The following is a 14,593-nucleotide window of genomic DNA, read 5'->3' on the forward strand; positions in this document are numbered from 1 at the left end:
CTGGACGGTGCGGCGGGAAAGGGCCGAAAAGGTTTTCTGGAACGCTAGAACTCGGCCTGGTAGTCGTCAATCCCCTTGCAGCGAGCGAGTTTTGATGGATCATCACAAGGCGGGGCGGATCGCCTCCGAAACCTTTCGCGTACTGTTTTATGTCCGACGTGTCGGCCTCGACGGCCTCGGCACGCGACACGGGACAGGAGCACCCATGGCACAGGCCACCGACCCCGCTCGTTCGCAGCCCGCCACCCTCACCGACGTCGCCCGGCTGGCAGGGGTGTCCGTCGCCACCGCGTCCAAGGCGCTCAACGGCCGCAGCCAGGTGCGCGCCGAGACCCGGCAGCGGGTGATCGACGCGGCCGAGCGGCTGTCGTTCCGCCCGAACCAGCTGGCCCGCGGGCTGCTCGCCGGGCGCACCGGCACCGTCGGTCTGCTCACCAGCGACCTGGAGGGCCGGTTCAGCATCCCGATCCTGATGGGCGCCGAGGACGCCTTCGGAGCGGGTGAGGTCGCGGTGTTCCTGTGCGATGCCCGGGGCGACACGATCCGCGAACAGCACCACGTCCGCGCACTGCTGGGCCGCCGGGTCGACGGCCTCATCGTGGTGGGCAGCCGGACCGACCCGCGCCCGTCCCTGGGCCGCGAGTTGCCCGTCCCCGTCGTGTACGCGTACGCGCCGTCGGAGGATCCGGCGGATCTGTCCATCGTCCCCGACAGTGTGGGCGCCGGCCGGATCGCCGTGGACCATCTGCTCGCCTGCGGGCGTAGCCGGATCGCGCACATCACCGGCGACCCCGGGTATCTCGCGGCGCAGGAGCGGGCCGAGGGCGCCCAAGCCGCGCTCGCCGACGCCGGCCTCGCCCTGGTCGGCGAACCGCGGTTCGGGGTGTGGTCGGAGGGCTGGGGGCGGGCGGCCACCGGAATGCTGCTCGACCGGCACCCGGACGTCGACGCCGTCCTGTGCGGCAGCGACCAGATCGCCCGCGGCGTCATCGAGGTGCTGCGCGAGCGGGGCCACCGGGTGCCGGAGGACGTGGCGGTCATGGGTTTCGACAACTGGCAGATCCTCACCTCCGCCTCCCGCCCGCCGCTGACCAGCGTCGACATGAACCTCGAACAGGTCGGGCGTACGGCCGCGCGCGCCCTGTTCAGCGCGATCGCCGGGGCCCGGCGCTCGGGCGTCGAGACGCTGCCCTGCCGCATGGTGATCAGGGGGTCCACCGTGCCGCTGTCCTGATCCGCGCGGCCGGCACCTGGGGTCTCTCACAGCCCTCTTGACACTTCCGGGGACCGCATTTACGTTGCGAAAACCTTTTAGGTCTCTTTCAGCATCTCCCGGGGAACCGGGGGGAACACTCCCCCGGCCGGTCCGGGGAACACTCCCTCACCGGTCCCCTTCCTCGTACTTCAGCGCTTCCACGTGCACAGTCATATGTCATGAGCACTACATGAGCGACGGCAGCCGATGCCCCGTCACCATGCGCGCCCGGGTGCGGACGCTTGCTGTCGACCGGACAGGGAGCATCGATGAGAAGACGACGGACGGCGGTCCCCGGCGGGGCCGACAGCGCGTCCCACCGCTACGACGGCGGCGCACGAGCCCACTCCGGCACGACCCGGCTCCGGTCTGACGCGGCCGCGAAGACCGGTCGCTGGTCGGGCATCCAGGAACGGCAGGCTCCACGATGAAGCGCCTCCTCGTCGCGCTGATGCTCATCGTCTGCTCGGTCCTCACCGCCACCCCGGCCCACGCGGCGCAGACCATCGGGTTCCCCACCTTCAGCGGACCCGCGATCCCGTCCCCGCCCGTCGCCTACACACCGGGCGACATGATGCGGAGCATCTACGACGCGGAGAGGTCGGGGACCGACTTCTGGATGGACCGCCTACTGGCCCGCTCCGGCGACGACCCGTCCGGGCCCTGGCTGATGAGCCGTGGCCGCGCCCTCTTCATGAAGGAACACGACCCCTCCAAGCTCGGGTTCGCCGGCAAGGTCGCCTACTGGGAGAGCATCAACGACAACAGCGCCTACACCGTCGCGATCACCCCGGGCACCTTCACCGAGCAGGTCTCCCAGCGCTGGCAGGCCCCCAGTTACTGGAAGAGCGTGCACACCAGCGGCTCGGTGACGGTCAACCAGACCAAGTTCATCACCGACAACAACGTCGCCGTGACCAACCTGTCGATCAAGAACAACGGATCGAGCTCCACCACACTGCAGTTACGGGCCACTTCCCCGTACGCCACCACGGGCACCGGCAGCGAACTGACCGGGCAGGTGAACGCCTACAACAACCTCACGACCATCCGCCCGCGGCTCACCGGCGACGGCTTCGCCGTATCCAGCGGCGGCCTCAACCGGTCGGTGACGATCGCGGCCGGAGCCACGGTGACCACGAAGGTGGTCATGGGCTTCGTCACCGACGAGATCCCCGAGTCCCTCACCGAGTACAACGCCTACGCGGGCTACTCCCCCGCGACCGCGTTCGCGACCCACGTCAGGGCCTACAACCTGTGGTGGGCGCAGAACGTGCCCTACATCGACGTGCCCGAGCCCGCGATCAAGAAGAGCATCTACTACCGCTGGTGGCTGATGCGCTTCAACAGCCTCGACGCCGACATCCCCGGGCAGACCTTCCAGTTCCCGACCTCCACCGAGGGCGTTCTCGGCTACAACAACGCCATCGCGCTCACCCAGCCCATGCACATCGACGACCTGAAGTACCTGCGCAACCCGGCCTACGCGTACGGGGACTGGCTGAACGTCGGCCAGGTCTCCAAGGGCGGCCGCTTCCTCGACAACCCGGGTGACCCGGAGAACTGGTCCAACAGCTACACCCAGTACATCGCCGAGGCCGCGTGGAAGAGTTACCAGATCCACGGCGGCCAGCCGGCCATCGCCGGCAACCTCGCCCACTACGCCGAGGGCGACGTCAAGGGCCAACTCGCCTACTACGACCACGACAACAACAAGCTCATCGAGTACGACTGGGGCGCCCTGACCGGCAACGACGCCGACGCGGTCTCCTTCCACTGGAAGCCCGGCAACATGGACCGCGCCGAGTCCGCCTACCAGTACAGCGGCGCGCTCGCCGCCGCCCAGGCCTACGAGGCGACCGGCAACACGGCCAAGGCCACCGAGATGCGGGCGCTCGCGACACAGATCAAGGACGCGATCGTCAACGTGCTGTGGAACCCGAACCGCCAACTCTTCGAGCACCGGCTGAAGTCGACCAACGAGTGGGTGCCCTGGAAGGAGATCAACAACTACTACCCGTTCTCGGTCGGAGCCGTCCCCAACACCGCGACCTACAAGCAGGCCCTGCGCCTGTTCGACGATCCGGCCCAGTACCCCGTCTTCCCCTTCTACACGGCCAACCAGGTCGACAAGAAGGCGGCGGCCGACGCCGGGAGCCCGGGGTCGAACAACTTCTCCACCATCAACTCCACCGTCCAGTTCCGGCTGTACTCCTCGGTGCTGCGCAACTACCCCAACTCGTGGATGAACGCGACCGACTACAAGAAGCTGCTCTACTGGAACGCCTGGGCGCAGTACGTCGGCGGCAACACCCAGTGGCCCGATGCCAACGAGTTCTGGGCCGACTGGAACGGCAGCAGCATCGACTACCGGTCCTGGATCCACCACAACATCCTGGGCAGCAGCAACTGGACCGTGATCGAGGACGTCGCCGGCCTGCGGCCCCGCAACGACGCCAAGGTCGAGCTCTCCCCGATCGACATCGGCTGGGCCCACTTCACCGTCAACAACCTCCGTTACCGGGGCGCCGACCTGTCCATCGTCTGGGACGACCCGGCCGACGGCGTGGTGCGCTACCCGGGCGTCCCGGAGGGGTACTCGATCTACATCAACGGCAACCGGGTCGCCACCGTCAACTCGCTGGTGCCCTTCACCTGGGATCCGGCCACCGGTGACGTCACCACGAGCGGCACGGTCACCCAGCACACGGCCGTCCCTGGTCTCAAGGCCCCCAACCAGGTCGTACAGGACAGCCCCCGGCTGGTCGACATGTTCGCCAAGGCCGGCGTCGACCTGACCGCCGACCTGACCAACCTCGCCGCCGGGGCGACGGCCAGCGCCTCCTACACCGCCTCCGGCAGCACCGTCGCCGGCGCGGTGGACGGCTATCCCACCAACGATCCGTTCTGGGGCGCCGGCGGCTCCCCGGGCAGCCAGGACTGGTACGAGCTGAACCTGGGCACCGCCCGCACGTTCAACGAGGTGCGCCTGTACTTCAAGGACAGCCGCCCGGCGAGCACCACCTACCGGGCCCCGTCCGCGTACAGCATCCAGTACTACAACGGCAGTACGTGGGTGGACGTGCCCGGCCAGACCAAGAGCCCGACAGCGCCGCGTGCCAACTACAACCTGGTGCAGTTCCCCGCGGTCAACGCCCAACGCCTGAGAGTCCTGGCCACCAACGCCGCCGGGGCCAAGACGGGCCTCACCGAGGTGAAGGTCTTCAACCGGGGTGGCGTCCAGCCACCGGCCAACCTCGCGACGTCCGCGACCCCGTCCGCGTCGTACACCTCCTCCTGGGAGAGCGTCAACGCGATCAACGACGGCATCGACCCGCCCTCGTCCAACGACACCGTGAATCCGCGGTGGGGCACCTGGCCGGAGACCGGACAGCAATGGGCCGAACTGACCTGGCCGTCGGCCAAGACCATCAACAAGGCCGACGTGTACTTCTTCGACGACGACCAGGGCATCGACATGCCCGCCTCATGGAAGCTGCAGTACTGGAACGGCAGCGCCTACGTCGACGTACCCGGGGCGAGCGGCTATCCCCTGGCCAAGAACCAGTACAACACCGTCACGTTCACGGCGACGAACACCACGCGCCTGCGGGTGCTGCTCACCGGCAACGGCACCAACTCCGTCGGACTCCTCGAGACGAAGGTGTACGGCCCCACCACAACCGCCAAGCGATGAAGGGTGCGTTCCAGTGACCCGTTCCAGATGCCTGTCCGTGCTCACCGCCGTACTCGCGATGGTGGTCGCCTTCCTGGTGGCGCCTCCGCCGGCGGCCGCGGCCGTCACGTTCACCTCGACCGCGGTGAACCAGAACGGCAGCAACTGCCTTGACCTGCCGAACAGTTCGTCGACCGCCGGAACGCAGCTGCGCGCGTTCACCTGCAGTTCCGGAGCGAACCAGAACCTCGGCTTCTCCCTCGTCTCGGGATCGAGCGACACCTACACGATCACCACCCAGTCCGGTCAGTGCGTCGACGTCTACGGCGCGTCCACGGCGGACAACGCCGCGATCATCCAGTGGCCCTGTCACGGCGGAACGAACCAGCAGTGGCGCCTCACACCGGTGTCGGTGAGCGGCACCGACAAGACCTTCGACCTGGTCTCCGTCAGCTCCGGCAAGTGCGTGACGCCGAGCGGCGGTTCGTCGGCCTCGAACACCGACTTGGTGCAGCTGCCGTGCGCCACCGCGAACGGCAGGGTGTGGCGGCTGCCAGGTTTCACCGGCGGCTCCACGAACCCGCACACCTTCACCAACCCGCTCTCCCAGCACGGGCCCGACCCATGGCTGACGTACTACGACGGGTACTACTACCTCGCCACCACCACCTGGAACTCGACGATCACCATGCGCAAGGCCAGCACCCTCGCGGGGCTCGCCACCGCCACCGACCAGGTGATCTTCAACCTCACCCGGCCCAACGGCGCCGGCACGATGTGGGCCCCGGAGTTCCACCTGCTCGACGGACCAGGCGGAAAACGGTGGTACTTCTACTACACGGCCGGACAGGAACCGTACGACCTGGGCACCCAGCGGATCCACGTGCTGGAGAGCGCCGGCCTGGACCCGATGGGGCCCTACACCTTCAAGGCCGACCTGCTCGACCCGACCCAGGACAACACCTGGGAGCTGGACCCGAGCATTCTGCAACTGGACGGCAAGCTCTACCTCCTGGGCACGTTCTACAACGGCTCGCAACCCATGTTCATCCGGCCCCTGTCGAACCCCTGGACCGCCTCCGGAACCCGCCATGTGCTCTCCACCCCCACATACAGCTGGGAGACGGTGGGCGGCGCGGTCAACGAGGGCGCCGAGGTGCTTCAGCGGGGCGGCAAGACGTTCATCGTCTACTCCGCGAGCCACTGCTCCACGCCCGACTACAAGCTGGGGATGCTCACCTACAACGGTGGCGATCCGCTGAACTCCGCCTCCTGGGTCAAGTCGCCCAACCCGGTCTTCCAGAGGTCCAACGCAGGCGGCGTGTACGGCCCCGGCCACAACGGCTTCTTCAAGTCGCCCGACGGGACCGAGGACTGGATGGTCTACCACGCCAACAACTCCGCGAGCGGTGGCTGCGACATGAACCGCAGCACCCGAGCGCAGAAGTTCACCTGGAACGCCGACGGCACACCGAACTTCGGTACCCCGGTCGCCCTCGGCACCACCCTGCCCGCACCCTCAGGGGAGTAGCCCGATGAGACGACGACCTCGCTTGCTGTCCCTCTGGGCGATGGTGCTCACCGTGATGATCGGTTCGGTCCTGGGCACCGTCGTGCTCGCACCGCCCGTCCAGGCCGCGACGGCGTTCACCTCCACCGCGGTCAACCAGAACGGCGGCAACTGCCTCGATCTGCCGGGCAGTTCCACCGCCGACGGCATCCAGCTCATCCAATGGCCCTGCCACGGCGAGGCCAACCAGACCTTCACCTTCACTCCGGTCAGCGGCACCACCGACCAGTACGGCATCGGCACTTCGACCAGCGGAAAATGCGTGGAGGTCAACGGAGCATCCACCGCCGACAACGCCACGATCGTCCAGCGGACCTGCGGCACCGGGTCCCACCAGAAGTTCCGTCTGACGCCCGTGACGAACAACGGGACGAACAACGCCTTCGCCCTGCAGGCGGTCCACTCCGGCAAATGCGTCGCCCCGTCGGGCGACTCCTCGGCCGGCAACACCGGCCTCGTGCAACTGCCTTGCAGCAATGCGGCGTCACGGGTGTGGCGGCTGCCCAACTACGCCGGCGGAGGCGGCCCGACCACGCCGCCGACAAGGACCGTCCGGGTCTTCTGGCTGAAGCCTTCCGACGTTCCGTTCGACCAGCGATACCCCGACGGCATCGCCGGCGTGATGCGGGAGGCACAGCGCTACTACAAGCAGGAGCTCGGCAAGACCTTCACGCTGAACGACCCCGTGGTCGAGGTCGTCAACGGGGACCAGCCGCGGAGCTGGTACGAGAACACGCCCAACGGCGGCGACCGTTACTGGTGGGCCGTCACCAACATGCAGAACGAACTCGCCAGAAAGTTCGGCCTGAACAACCCAGACAGCCGGTGGCTCAACGTGGGCGAGATCAGCGCCGAGGGAGAAGGCGCGGGCGGGGGCGCCAGCCCCGGATGGGTCGTGCTGAGCGGGCACGACGCGGACGGCGCCGCAGGCACCAGCGGACAGTCGAAGAACCGCTGGTACGGCGGGATGGTGCACGAACTCGGCCACGCCTTCGGCCTGCCGGACTCGTCCTCGACCGACGGCACCCCGATGTCCGCGTCCTTCTACGACTACCCGAACACCCACTTCAACCAGAGCCAGAAGAACCAGATCCTCAACGGTCCCTACGGGGGCTTCCTGTCCTGACGCGGACCGCCGGCGGCGAGGCATCGGTGCGATGCCTCGCCGCCGGTCGGAGTGAGCCGAGCGCGCGGCCCGTTGTGTTCTACGGAGTGCCGTGGCCGTCGAGGAAGCGCAGCAGCACAGCGGCCTCCGCGCGCAGCTGCGCGACTCGGTCACCGTGCGCGGGTGCGGTCAACTGCGCTGCGGCTTCCAGTCGTTCGGTGGCCTCGGCTCGTACGATATCCGCCACATCGCACTCGCTCAGCTCACGTCGCGCCGCTTCGGTGACACCGACGCCGACCGGTGACTGTTCGAGAGCCAGGCCGCGCATCTCGGCTTCGTCCACGGGCACCGCCTCAGCGTTGTCCAGTGCGGCGAGCGTGGTGCGCAGGGCGTTCACCGCGGCCTTGTCGCGGGCACGCATCGCTTCCGGGAGGGCTTGACGCATACGAAGACGTAGAGACATGCCGGGAACCCTATGGCCGGACCTCTGGCTCCATCAACGAGGGATGATGGCGGGCATGCGCATCCGCATCGACGCCGTCGACCTGCCCGGCCTCAGCTGCCCGGCCCCCGTTGACAGCAATGTCCCTGAGTACGGCAACCTCCACGTCGCGGTGCAACGCCGCGACCGTCCGGCCGAACTCCTCGCGCCCCAGCGCGGCGACGCACCATCCGCGACCTGGACCCTGGAGTGCACCACCCATACTTCGCCGACCGGCACCGAAGTCAAAGGCCCCTATGTGCAGGACCGTCTGGGCCGGCGGTTCATCTACCTGTCGTGGGGCACGGTCGACGAGTCGGGCACCTTCAGCATGTTCCGCCGCGCCAAGCTGATGCTCGACGTCGTCCCCGCCGACGTACTCGCCGCCGCCGCACGCGACGGACTGCTCGTCGGACGCCTCGGCCTGACCGACGCGCAGGGCGGGCCTCTTTGCGCACGCGTCGAGCCCCCGCACATCACCTGGACCGCGGAATGCGCAGGCTAGGACAGGTTGCACACCGTCCCCCTCCGGCATCATGCAGGCGTGATCACCATTCATCTGAAGTACGAGATCGACGCCGAGAAGCTCGACGATTTCGAGGAGTACGGCCGCCGCTGGGTCCGGCTCGTCAACCGTTTCGGCGGAACGCACCATGGCTACTTCCTGCCGAGTGAGGGCGACAGCGACATCGCCTACGCGCTCTTCTCGTTCCCCAGCCTGGCCGCGTACGAGCGGTACCGCACGGACAGCATGTCCGACCCGGAGTGCCAGGAAGCGTTCGCACTGGCTCGTGAGACCCGCTGCATCAGGCGCTACGAGCGCCGCTTCCTCCGACCGCTGGACGACCTGGCTTGATCCCCTCGAACGGGTCATTTCCGAGTGTCGCTTCCCCCGACTGGCAGTCAGACGACTGATCCGTGAAAGACCGGTGGCTCCGACAACAGGGATGCTGACGAAGATCCGGAAAGGAACCGCACACCCATGACGGTCATCAACAGTCCACTGCCGGACAAAGAACGCGAGATCGCGGGGAGGGCCCTGCAGGCGACCCTGGTCGACCTGCTCGACCTGTCCCTGGTGGCCAAACAGGCCCACTGGAACCTCTACGGTCCGCGCTTCCGCTCCATCCACCTGCAGCTCGACGAGGTGGTCACCACCGCGCGCGAATACGCCGACACGGTGGCCGAACGCGCCGCCGCGCTGGGAGTCAGTCCGGACGGGCGGGCCGCCACCATCGCCGCCACCAGCGGTGTGCCCGACTTCGCGGTGGGTTGGACCAAGGACGTCGACGCCATCGACGCTCTGGTGCGGACGTTCTCCGCCGTCATCGAACGCGTGCGGGAACACATCGAGGTGACCGGTCCGGCGGACGCCGTGACACAGGACCTGCTGATCGGCCTGACCGCCGATCTGGAGAAGCAGAGCTGGATGTTCCAGGCCGAGAACCGCAGTTGAGGGATTCGGGGACGGTAGCCCACAAGGGGACCGTCCCCGTTACTCCCCGGCGGAGGACCGTCTGGAGCAGTGACGGCCCTTGCACTCGATGCGAGTCACCTGTCAAGGTGGTGACGTGAATCTTGACCATGTATTCGTATGCGGGCACCCGGCCCTCGACTTCGCGGCCACCCTCCGAGCCCGGCGCTCGACCCGGTTCGAGATGTTCGTGACACCGGAGCGGCTGAATGCCTGGTACCTGGAGTCCGGGCTGGTGGACACGATCACTCCCGGTGAGGAGGACGACGTCCGCGAGGCCACGACCGTACGCGAGGCCATCTACCGGCTCGTCACCGACCGCCGTCTCGGCGAGGCCTTCGACCGGGAATCGCTCGACGCGGTCAACGCCGCCGCGCGCAAGACCCCCGTGACGCCCCAGCTCACCCCGACCGGGCGGCTCGCCGAGGCGACGCCCGAGCAGGCGCTGGCGACCATCGCCCGGCAGGCCGTGGAACTGCTCAGCGGCTCGGACGTCCCCTTGCTGAAGGAATGCGGCAACCCCGAGTGCACCAGGGTCTACATCGACCGCTCCCGGGGCATGCGGCGCCAGTGGTGCGGCATGGAGTCCTGCGGCAACAAGATCAAGGCCGCCGCATACCGCGCGCGCAAGAAGACCGCACCCGCCGCGACCGCACGCTGACCGACCGGTCACCGCGCCGTGACCACCGTCAGGGCTTGCCGGTGTGACACACGCCACACGTCGGGGGTGCATAGCGGGGTGGGGTTCAGTGCCTTTGTTCTAGGTGTGGGGGCGTGTCCGCGATCATGCGGCGACGTACGTGTCGATGACGCTGTGCTGCCCTTCATGCGGTAGAGGCCGGCGTGTTCGGCAGGGGGGCAAGGGTCGACGCAGATGAGGCAGTTGCAGGCCGATGAGTTCCACCGCTTCGTGGCGGCTCGGTGGTCGGCGTTGCTTCATCTGGCGAGGCTGCTCACCGGCGGGGACCGGCACCGTGCGGAGGATCTGCTGCAGGAGGCGCTGGTCAAGTTGTGGTTCGCCTGGCCGAAGGTGGCCGAGCAGGCGCCCGAGGCCTATGTGCGCAGGGTTCTGGTGCGTGCCGCGGCTCGCTCGGCACGGCGTCGCTGGTGGGGCGAGCACCCCGTCGACCAGTTGCCCGACCCACCGGGGGTGGCGGACGAGACCGCCGCCGTGGACGAACGGACCCGGTTGGAGGCCATGTTGGCGCTGTTGCCGGCGCGGCAGCGAGCTGCGGTGGTGCTGCGCTACTACCAGGACCTGCCCGAACGGCACGTCGCGGAGGTGCTGGGGTGTCCCGTGGGTACCGCCCGTTCGCTCACGGCACGCGGCGTCGCACGGTTGCGGCAGCTTCTGGCCGAGGCAGCCAAGCCGGTCGAGTGAAGAAGGAGCCATGGATCACTTCGAGCAGGAGCTGTCACGCCTGATGCGTGACAACCAGCAGGACACGCCCTACGAGGAACGGCACCATGTCCGGCTGCGCGCCGGCGTCCGTGCCCGGCAGCGGGCCCGGACGGTCTGGATGGCCACCGGGTCCGTACTGACCATTGCCGGACTTGGAGTCGGGCTGCTGCTCCTGACGAGCCTTTTCGCTCAGGGCCGGTCCAACGAGCCTCAGCCTCGCCCCGTCACCTCTGCCGAGTCGGTCCCGATGCCGTCGACGGCCCGCCCCGCCTCCAGCGCCAGGGGGTTGCCGATGCCGACCCGGACCTCGACCGCCGCCCACGCAGCCACTTCCACGAATTGAAAGCGCGCCACGTGATTCATGAGAACGCGCCCGCGCTGGCCGACGAGCCTCATCAGGCAGCAGAGCCCCCGGCGGTCTCCTGGGAGCGGCGGCTGCGCCGCTTCGGGTACGTAGAGCGCCCGCGCATCTCCCTGTACGACCGCCTCGTCGTGCCGTTTCCCGAACCCGGGTCACGGGTGTGGCGCATGCTCGGACTGTCGCCGGTGGCGGCGGGCCGGCTGGCGCGCTGGTCAGGTTGGGGCGGGCCACTGCTGGTGGCGCTCCTCGCCGGGCTGTCGCGCTTTTGGCACCTCGGCCGACCGCGGGCGGTCGTGTTCGACGAGACGTACTACGCCAAGGACGCCTGGTCCCTGCTCCGGCTCGGCTACGAGAGCACCTGGCCGGACAACAAGATCGCCGACCCGCAGATCCTGGCCGATCCTCAGGTGATCCCGCTCTCCGACACCGGAGCCTTCGTCGCACACCCGCCGACGGGCAAGTGGGTCATCGCGCTCGGCGAGTGGATGTTCGGCCTGACCCCCTTCGGCTGGCGCTTCATGACGGCCGTCCTCGGCACGCTGTCGGTGCTGATGCTTTGCCGCATAGGACGCCGGCTGTTCCGTTCGACGCTGCTGGGCTGCCTGGCCGGCGCCCTGATGGCGATGGACGGCCTGCACTACGTGATGAGCCGCACCGGCTTGCTGGACCTCGTCGTCATGTTCTTCGTGCTGGCAGCGTTCGGATGCCTGCTCATCGACCGGGACCGGGCGCGGGCCCGGCTCGCGGCGGCGTTGCCGGTCGAGGAGGACGGCCGCATAGGTCCGCACGCACACACCGGTGACCGGGCCGGCACGGGAGTACGCCCCTGGCGGCTCGCGGCCGGTCTCTTTCTGGGACTGGCGGCCTCGACCAAGTGGAACGGCCTGTACTTCCTCGTCTTCTTCGTGGTCCTTACCCTGCTGTGGGACGTGGGCTCCCGCCGCGTCGCGGGTGCGCGGCGCCCTTACCGCGCGGTGCTGCGCAAGGATCTCGGCTGGTCGGTGGTGTCCCTGGTTCCGGTCGCTGCCGTGACGTATCTGGCGACCTGGACCGGCTGGTTCGTGTCCGACAACGGCTACGGACGGCACTGGGCGGACGGCCGCGGCGGTACCTGGTCGTGGATTCCGGCCCCGCTGCGCAGCCTGTGGCACTACGAGTACGGGGTCTACCAGTTCAATGTGGGCCTGCACGCTCCGCACAAGTACGAGTCGAATCCTTGGAGTTGGCTGGTCCAGGGCCGTCCTGTGCTGTTCCACTACGAGTCGCCGAAACCGGGTACGGACGGCTGCCACACGACCGCCGACTGCACGCAGGCCATCGTCGCCCTGGGCACCCCGCTCCTGTGGTGGTCGGCCTGCTGTGCCCTCGTGTATCTGCTCTATCGATGGGCGCTGCGCCGCGACTGGCGCTCCGGCGCCATCCTGTGTGCCGTGGGCGCCGGTTACCTGCCCTGGTTCCTCTACCAGGACCGCACGATCTTCTCCTTCTACGCCGTCGTCTTCGTGCCGTACCTCTGCCTGGCCGTGACGATGCTGCTGGGAGCCCTGCTGGGTCCGCCGGGATCAACTCCCAAGCGCCGCACCCAGGGTGCCGTGACCGCTGGCGTGCTCGTCCTGCTCATCGCCTGGAACTTCATCTACTTCTTCCCGGTCTACACCGGGCAGACGATCCCGTACGCCGACTGGTACGACAGGATGTGGCTCGACACCTGGATCTGAGCCCCGTTCATGTGTGCCGGGTGCGCCGGGTGTCTACAGCCCCAGGTCGAGGGCCAGGCACGAGTAGAACTTCCACGAACCCTCGGGGTCGTATGCGTTCAGTCCGCCGGCCGGCCCCGCCTCGACCTCTTCGGTCATGTCCTCGAAGCGGACGCGCTCGGGGAGCCTGCTGAATCGCACGTGTCGTACAGCCGCCTCGGCGGCGTCCGTGGTGAGTCCCTTGTTCATGGCCGTGCTCCACTTCGTCGGTCGTGGATGGCGTTCAGCTTGTCGCCTTGGACGGCTATGAGCATCTCTTCATGAACGTCACCTGTCAAGCCGGTGACGCACGTCGGGGCTCGCGCGTCACCGCTTTGACAGGTGACGCACGGCGTGCGAGGGTCGTCACGTCAAGAGCCGGGGTGATCTCACGCCGTAATGCGGGCTGGGGTTCCCCCGGACTCAGGCCGGTCATCGGGAACGCGCGACGGAGGGCTTCACATGATCAACAGGCGTACCTTCAGCAAGGCCGCCGGCCTGGGCACCGGCGCGGCCGCGGCATCACTGTCCGGCCTACAGGCCAACGCATCCGCCGCGAATGCCTCGAACACGCCGGGCGGCGCTTCCACTCCGACGGTGCCCACCATCACCCCGGGCACGCACACCGAGTTCCGCACGCTCAAGCACGTCAAGGCGGGCGTCCTGGACATCGGTTACGCCGAGGCCGGCCCGGCCCACGGTCCGGTCGTCGTTCTCCTGCACGGCTGGCCCTACGACATCCACAGCTTCGTCGACGTAGCCCCGCTCCTCGCCGACCTCGGCTACCGCGTCCTCGTCCCATACCTGCGCGGCCACGGCAGCACCAGCTTCCTGTCGCGCCACACCCCGCGCACCGCCGAGCAGTCCGCCATCGCCCTGGACATCATCGCGTTCATGGACGCCCTGAAGATCGAGAAGGCCGTCCTGGCCGGGTTCGACTGGGGCTCGCGGACCGCCGACATCATCGCCGCACTGTGGCCCGAGCGCGTCAAGGCCCTCCTGTCCACCAGCGGGTACGCCATCACCGACCGCAAGATGCAGTTGGAGCCCGCCGCTCCGGCCGTCGAGCACAACTGGTGGTACCAGTGGTACTTCGCCACCGACCGCGGCAAGAAGACCATGGAGAACGTGGACCAGCGCATCGCACTGTGCCGCTACGTGTGGACCCTCGTCTCCCCCAACTGGAACTTCGACGACGCCACCTTCGCGCGCACCGCCGAGGCCTTCAAGAACCCCGACTACGCTGCCATCGTCCTCTACAACTACCGCTGGCGCATCGGCCTGATCGAGGGCGACCGGCGCTTCGACCGCTACGAGAAGAAGCTGGCCGCCCAGCCCTCGATCGGCATCCCCACCGTCACGCTCGATCCAGCCCTCGACCCCTTCACGGCACCGGGCGACGGCTCCACCTATCGCAACCACTTCACCGGCCCCTACCTGCACCGCACCGTCGCGAACACAGGCCACAACCTGCCGCAGGAGGCGCCCACCACCTTCGCCCAGGCCGTGGTCGACGCCGACCACCTCTGAAAC

15 protein-coding genes are annotated in these 14,593 nt (G+C 68.1%); 13 read left to right on the forward strand and 2 right to left on the reverse strand.

Translation table 11 applies throughout. The features are described from left to right. Positions 1 to 205: 205 nt before the first annotated feature. The 5 genes from AB5J56_RS05615 (at position 206) to AB5J56_RS05635 (ending at position 7,627) form a co-directional block, all read left to right on the forward strand. The gene (locus tag AB5J56_RS05615; protein ID WP_369230648.1) at positions 206 to 1,234 is read left to right on the forward strand and encodes a LacI family DNA-binding transcriptional regulator; all 1,029 of its coding nucleotides are present in this window, start codon (positions 206 to 208) and stop codon (positions 1,232 to 1,234) included. A gap of 290 nt (positions 1,235 to 1,524) precedes the next feature. Continuing rightward, positions 1,525 to 1,686 carry a hypothetical protein gene (locus AB5J56_RS05620; RefSeq protein WP_369230650.1) on the forward strand — a complete coding sequence of 54 codons (162 nt, stop codon included), beginning with the start codon at positions 1,525 to 1,527 and terminating at the stop codon, positions 1,684 to 1,686. Further along, a complete protein-coding gene (locus AB5J56_RS05625) occupies positions 1,683 to 4,952 on the forward strand; it encodes a discoidin domain-containing protein (protein ID WP_369230652.1) in 3,270 nt (1,089 codons plus the stop codon). The genes AB5J56_RS05620 and AB5J56_RS05625 overlap by 4 nt, the downstream gene beginning before the upstream one ends. A 13-nt stretch (positions 4,953 to 4,965) precedes the next feature. After that, positions 4,966 to 6,462 carry a family 43 glycosylhydrolase gene (locus tag AB5J56_RS05630; protein ID WP_369230654.1) on the forward strand — a complete coding sequence of 499 codons (1,497 nt, stop codon included), beginning with the start codon at positions 4,966 to 4,968 and terminating at the stop codon, positions 6,460 to 6,462. A gap of 4 nt (positions 6,463 to 6,466) precedes the next feature. After that, positions 6,467 to 7,627 (forward strand): RICIN domain-containing protein, encoded by a 1,161-nt coding sequence (locus AB5J56_RS05635; RefSeq protein ID WP_369230656.1) that lies wholly within the window; start codon positions 6,467 to 6,469, stop codon positions 7,625 to 7,627. Positions 7,628 to 7,706: 79 nt separating this feature from the next. Here the strand turns inward: AB5J56_RS05635 and AB5J56_RS05640 are convergent, their stop codons facing one another. Further along, positions 7,707 to 8,027: a hypothetical protein gene (locus AB5J56_RS05640; RefSeq protein WP_369242369.1), complete on the reverse strand. Its 321-nt coding sequence runs from the start codon at positions 8,025 to 8,027 to the stop codon at positions 7,707 to 7,709. Positions 8,028 to 8,124: 97 nt separating this feature from the next. On the opposite strand from AB5J56_RS05640, the gene AB5J56_RS05645 reads away from it, so the two are divergent. The 7 genes from AB5J56_RS05645 to AB5J56_RS05675 all read left to right on the forward strand — a co-directional run bounded on the left by AB5J56_RS05645 (position 8,125) and on the right by AB5J56_RS05675 (position 13,042). Beyond that, positions 8,125 to 8,592 carry a DUF5990 family protein gene (locus tag AB5J56_RS05645; protein ID WP_369230658.1) on the forward strand — a complete coding sequence of 156 codons (468 nt, stop codon included), beginning with the start codon at positions 8,125 to 8,127 and terminating at the stop codon, positions 8,590 to 8,592. Positions 8,593 to 8,631: 39 nt separating this feature from the next. Next, on the forward strand, positions 8,632 to 8,943 hold the full coding sequence (locus AB5J56_RS05650; protein ID WP_369230660.1) for an NIPSNAP family protein: 312 nt from the start codon (positions 8,632 to 8,634) through the stop codon (positions 8,941 to 8,943). A 126-nt stretch (positions 8,944 to 9,069) separates the two neighbouring features. After that, positions 9,070 to 9,543, forward strand: coding sequence for a DNA starvation/stationary phase protection protein (locus tag AB5J56_RS05655; RefSeq protein WP_369230662.1), 474 nt, complete (start codon positions 9,070 to 9,072; stop codon positions 9,541 to 9,543). Positions 9,544 to 9,658: 115 nt separating this feature from the next. Further along, a complete protein-coding gene (locus AB5J56_RS05660) occupies positions 9,659 to 10,222 on the forward strand; it encodes an ABATE domain-containing protein (RefSeq protein ID WP_369230664.1) in 564 nt (187 codons plus the stop codon). Positions 10,223 to 10,435: 213 nt separating this feature from the next. Next, entirely contained in the window at positions 10,436 to 10,942 is a 507-nt protein-coding gene (locus AB5J56_RS05665) for a SigE family RNA polymerase sigma factor (RefSeq protein ID WP_369230665.1), read from the forward strand. Positions 10,943 to 10,952: 10 nt separating this feature from the next. Beyond that, the gene (locus AB5J56_RS05670; protein ID WP_369230667.1) at positions 10,953 to 11,306 is read left to right on the forward strand and encodes a hypothetical protein; all 354 of its coding nucleotides are present in this window, start codon (positions 10,953 to 10,955) and stop codon (positions 11,304 to 11,306) included. A gap of 11 nt (positions 11,307 to 11,317) precedes the next feature. After that, positions 11,318 to 13,042, forward strand: a complete 1,725-nt coding sequence (locus AB5J56_RS05675) for a dolichyl-phosphate-mannose--protein mannosyltransferase (RefSeq protein WP_369230669.1) — start codon at positions 11,318 to 11,320, stop codon at positions 13,040 to 13,042. Positions 13,043 to 13,075: 33 nt separating this feature from the next. On the opposite strand, the gene AB5J56_RS05680 is transcribed toward AB5J56_RS05675, so the two are convergent. Further along, entirely contained in the window at positions 13,076 to 13,270 is a 195-nt protein-coding gene (locus AB5J56_RS05680; protein ID WP_369230671.1) for a hypothetical protein, read from the reverse strand. Positions 13,271 to 13,522: 252 nt separating this feature from the next. Here AB5J56_RS05680 and AB5J56_RS05685 point away from each other — a divergent pair, with 252 nt between their 5' ends. Next, the gene (locus tag AB5J56_RS05685; protein ID WP_369230673.1) at positions 13,523 to 14,590 is read left to right on the forward strand and encodes an alpha/beta fold hydrolase; all 1,068 of its coding nucleotides are present in this window, start codon (positions 13,523 to 13,525) and stop codon (positions 14,588 to 14,590) included. The last annotated feature ends 3 nt before the right edge of the window (positions 14,591 to 14,593 follow it).

It is taken from the genome of Streptomyces sp. R21 (assembly GCF_041051975.1).
GTDB lineage: Bacteria > Actinomycetota > Actinomycetes > Streptomycetales > Streptomycetaceae > Streptomyces.

Coding starts and splice junctions, on each gene's coding strand:
- AB5J56_RS05615 (WP_369230648.1), top strand. CDS start 206: ATGGCACAGGCCACCGACCCCGCTCGTTCGCAGCCCGCCACCCTCACC.
- AB5J56_RS05620 (WP_369230650.1), top strand. CDS start 1,525: ATGAGAAGACGACGGACGGCGGTCCCCGGCGGGGCCGACAGCGCGTCC.
- AB5J56_RS05625 (WP_369230652.1), top strand. CDS start 1,683: ATGAAGCGCCTCCTCGTCGCGCTGATGCTCATCGTCTGCTCGGTCCTC.
- AB5J56_RS05635 (WP_369230656.1), top strand. CDS start 6,467: ATGAGACGACGACCTCGCTTGCTGTCCCTCTGGGCGATGGTGCTCACC.
- AB5J56_RS05640 (WP_369242369.1), bottom strand. CDS start 8,027: ATGCGTGCCCGCGACAAGGCCGCGGTGAACGCCCTGCGCACCACGCTC.
- AB5J56_RS05645 (WP_369230658.1), top strand. CDS start 8,125: ATGCGCATCCGCATCGACGCCGTCGACCTGCCCGGCCTCAGCTGCCCG.
- AB5J56_RS05655 (WP_369230662.1), top strand. CDS start 9,070: ATGACGGTCATCAACAGTCCACTGCCGGACAAAGAACGCGAGATCGCG.
- AB5J56_RS05665 (WP_369230665.1), top strand. CDS start 10,436: ATGAGGCAGTTGCAGGCCGATGAGTTCCACCGCTTCGTGGCGGCTCGG.
- AB5J56_RS05670 (WP_369230667.1), top strand. CDS start 10,953: ATGGATCACTTCGAGCAGGAGCTGTCACGCCTGATGCGTGACAACCAG.
- AB5J56_RS05680 (WP_369230671.1), bottom strand. CDS start 13,270: ATGAACAAGGGACTCACCACGGACGCCGCCGAGGCGGCTGTACGACAC.
- AB5J56_RS05685 (WP_369230673.1), top strand. CDS start 13,523: ATGATCAACAGGCGTACCTTCAGCAAGGCCGCCGGCCTGGGCACCGGC.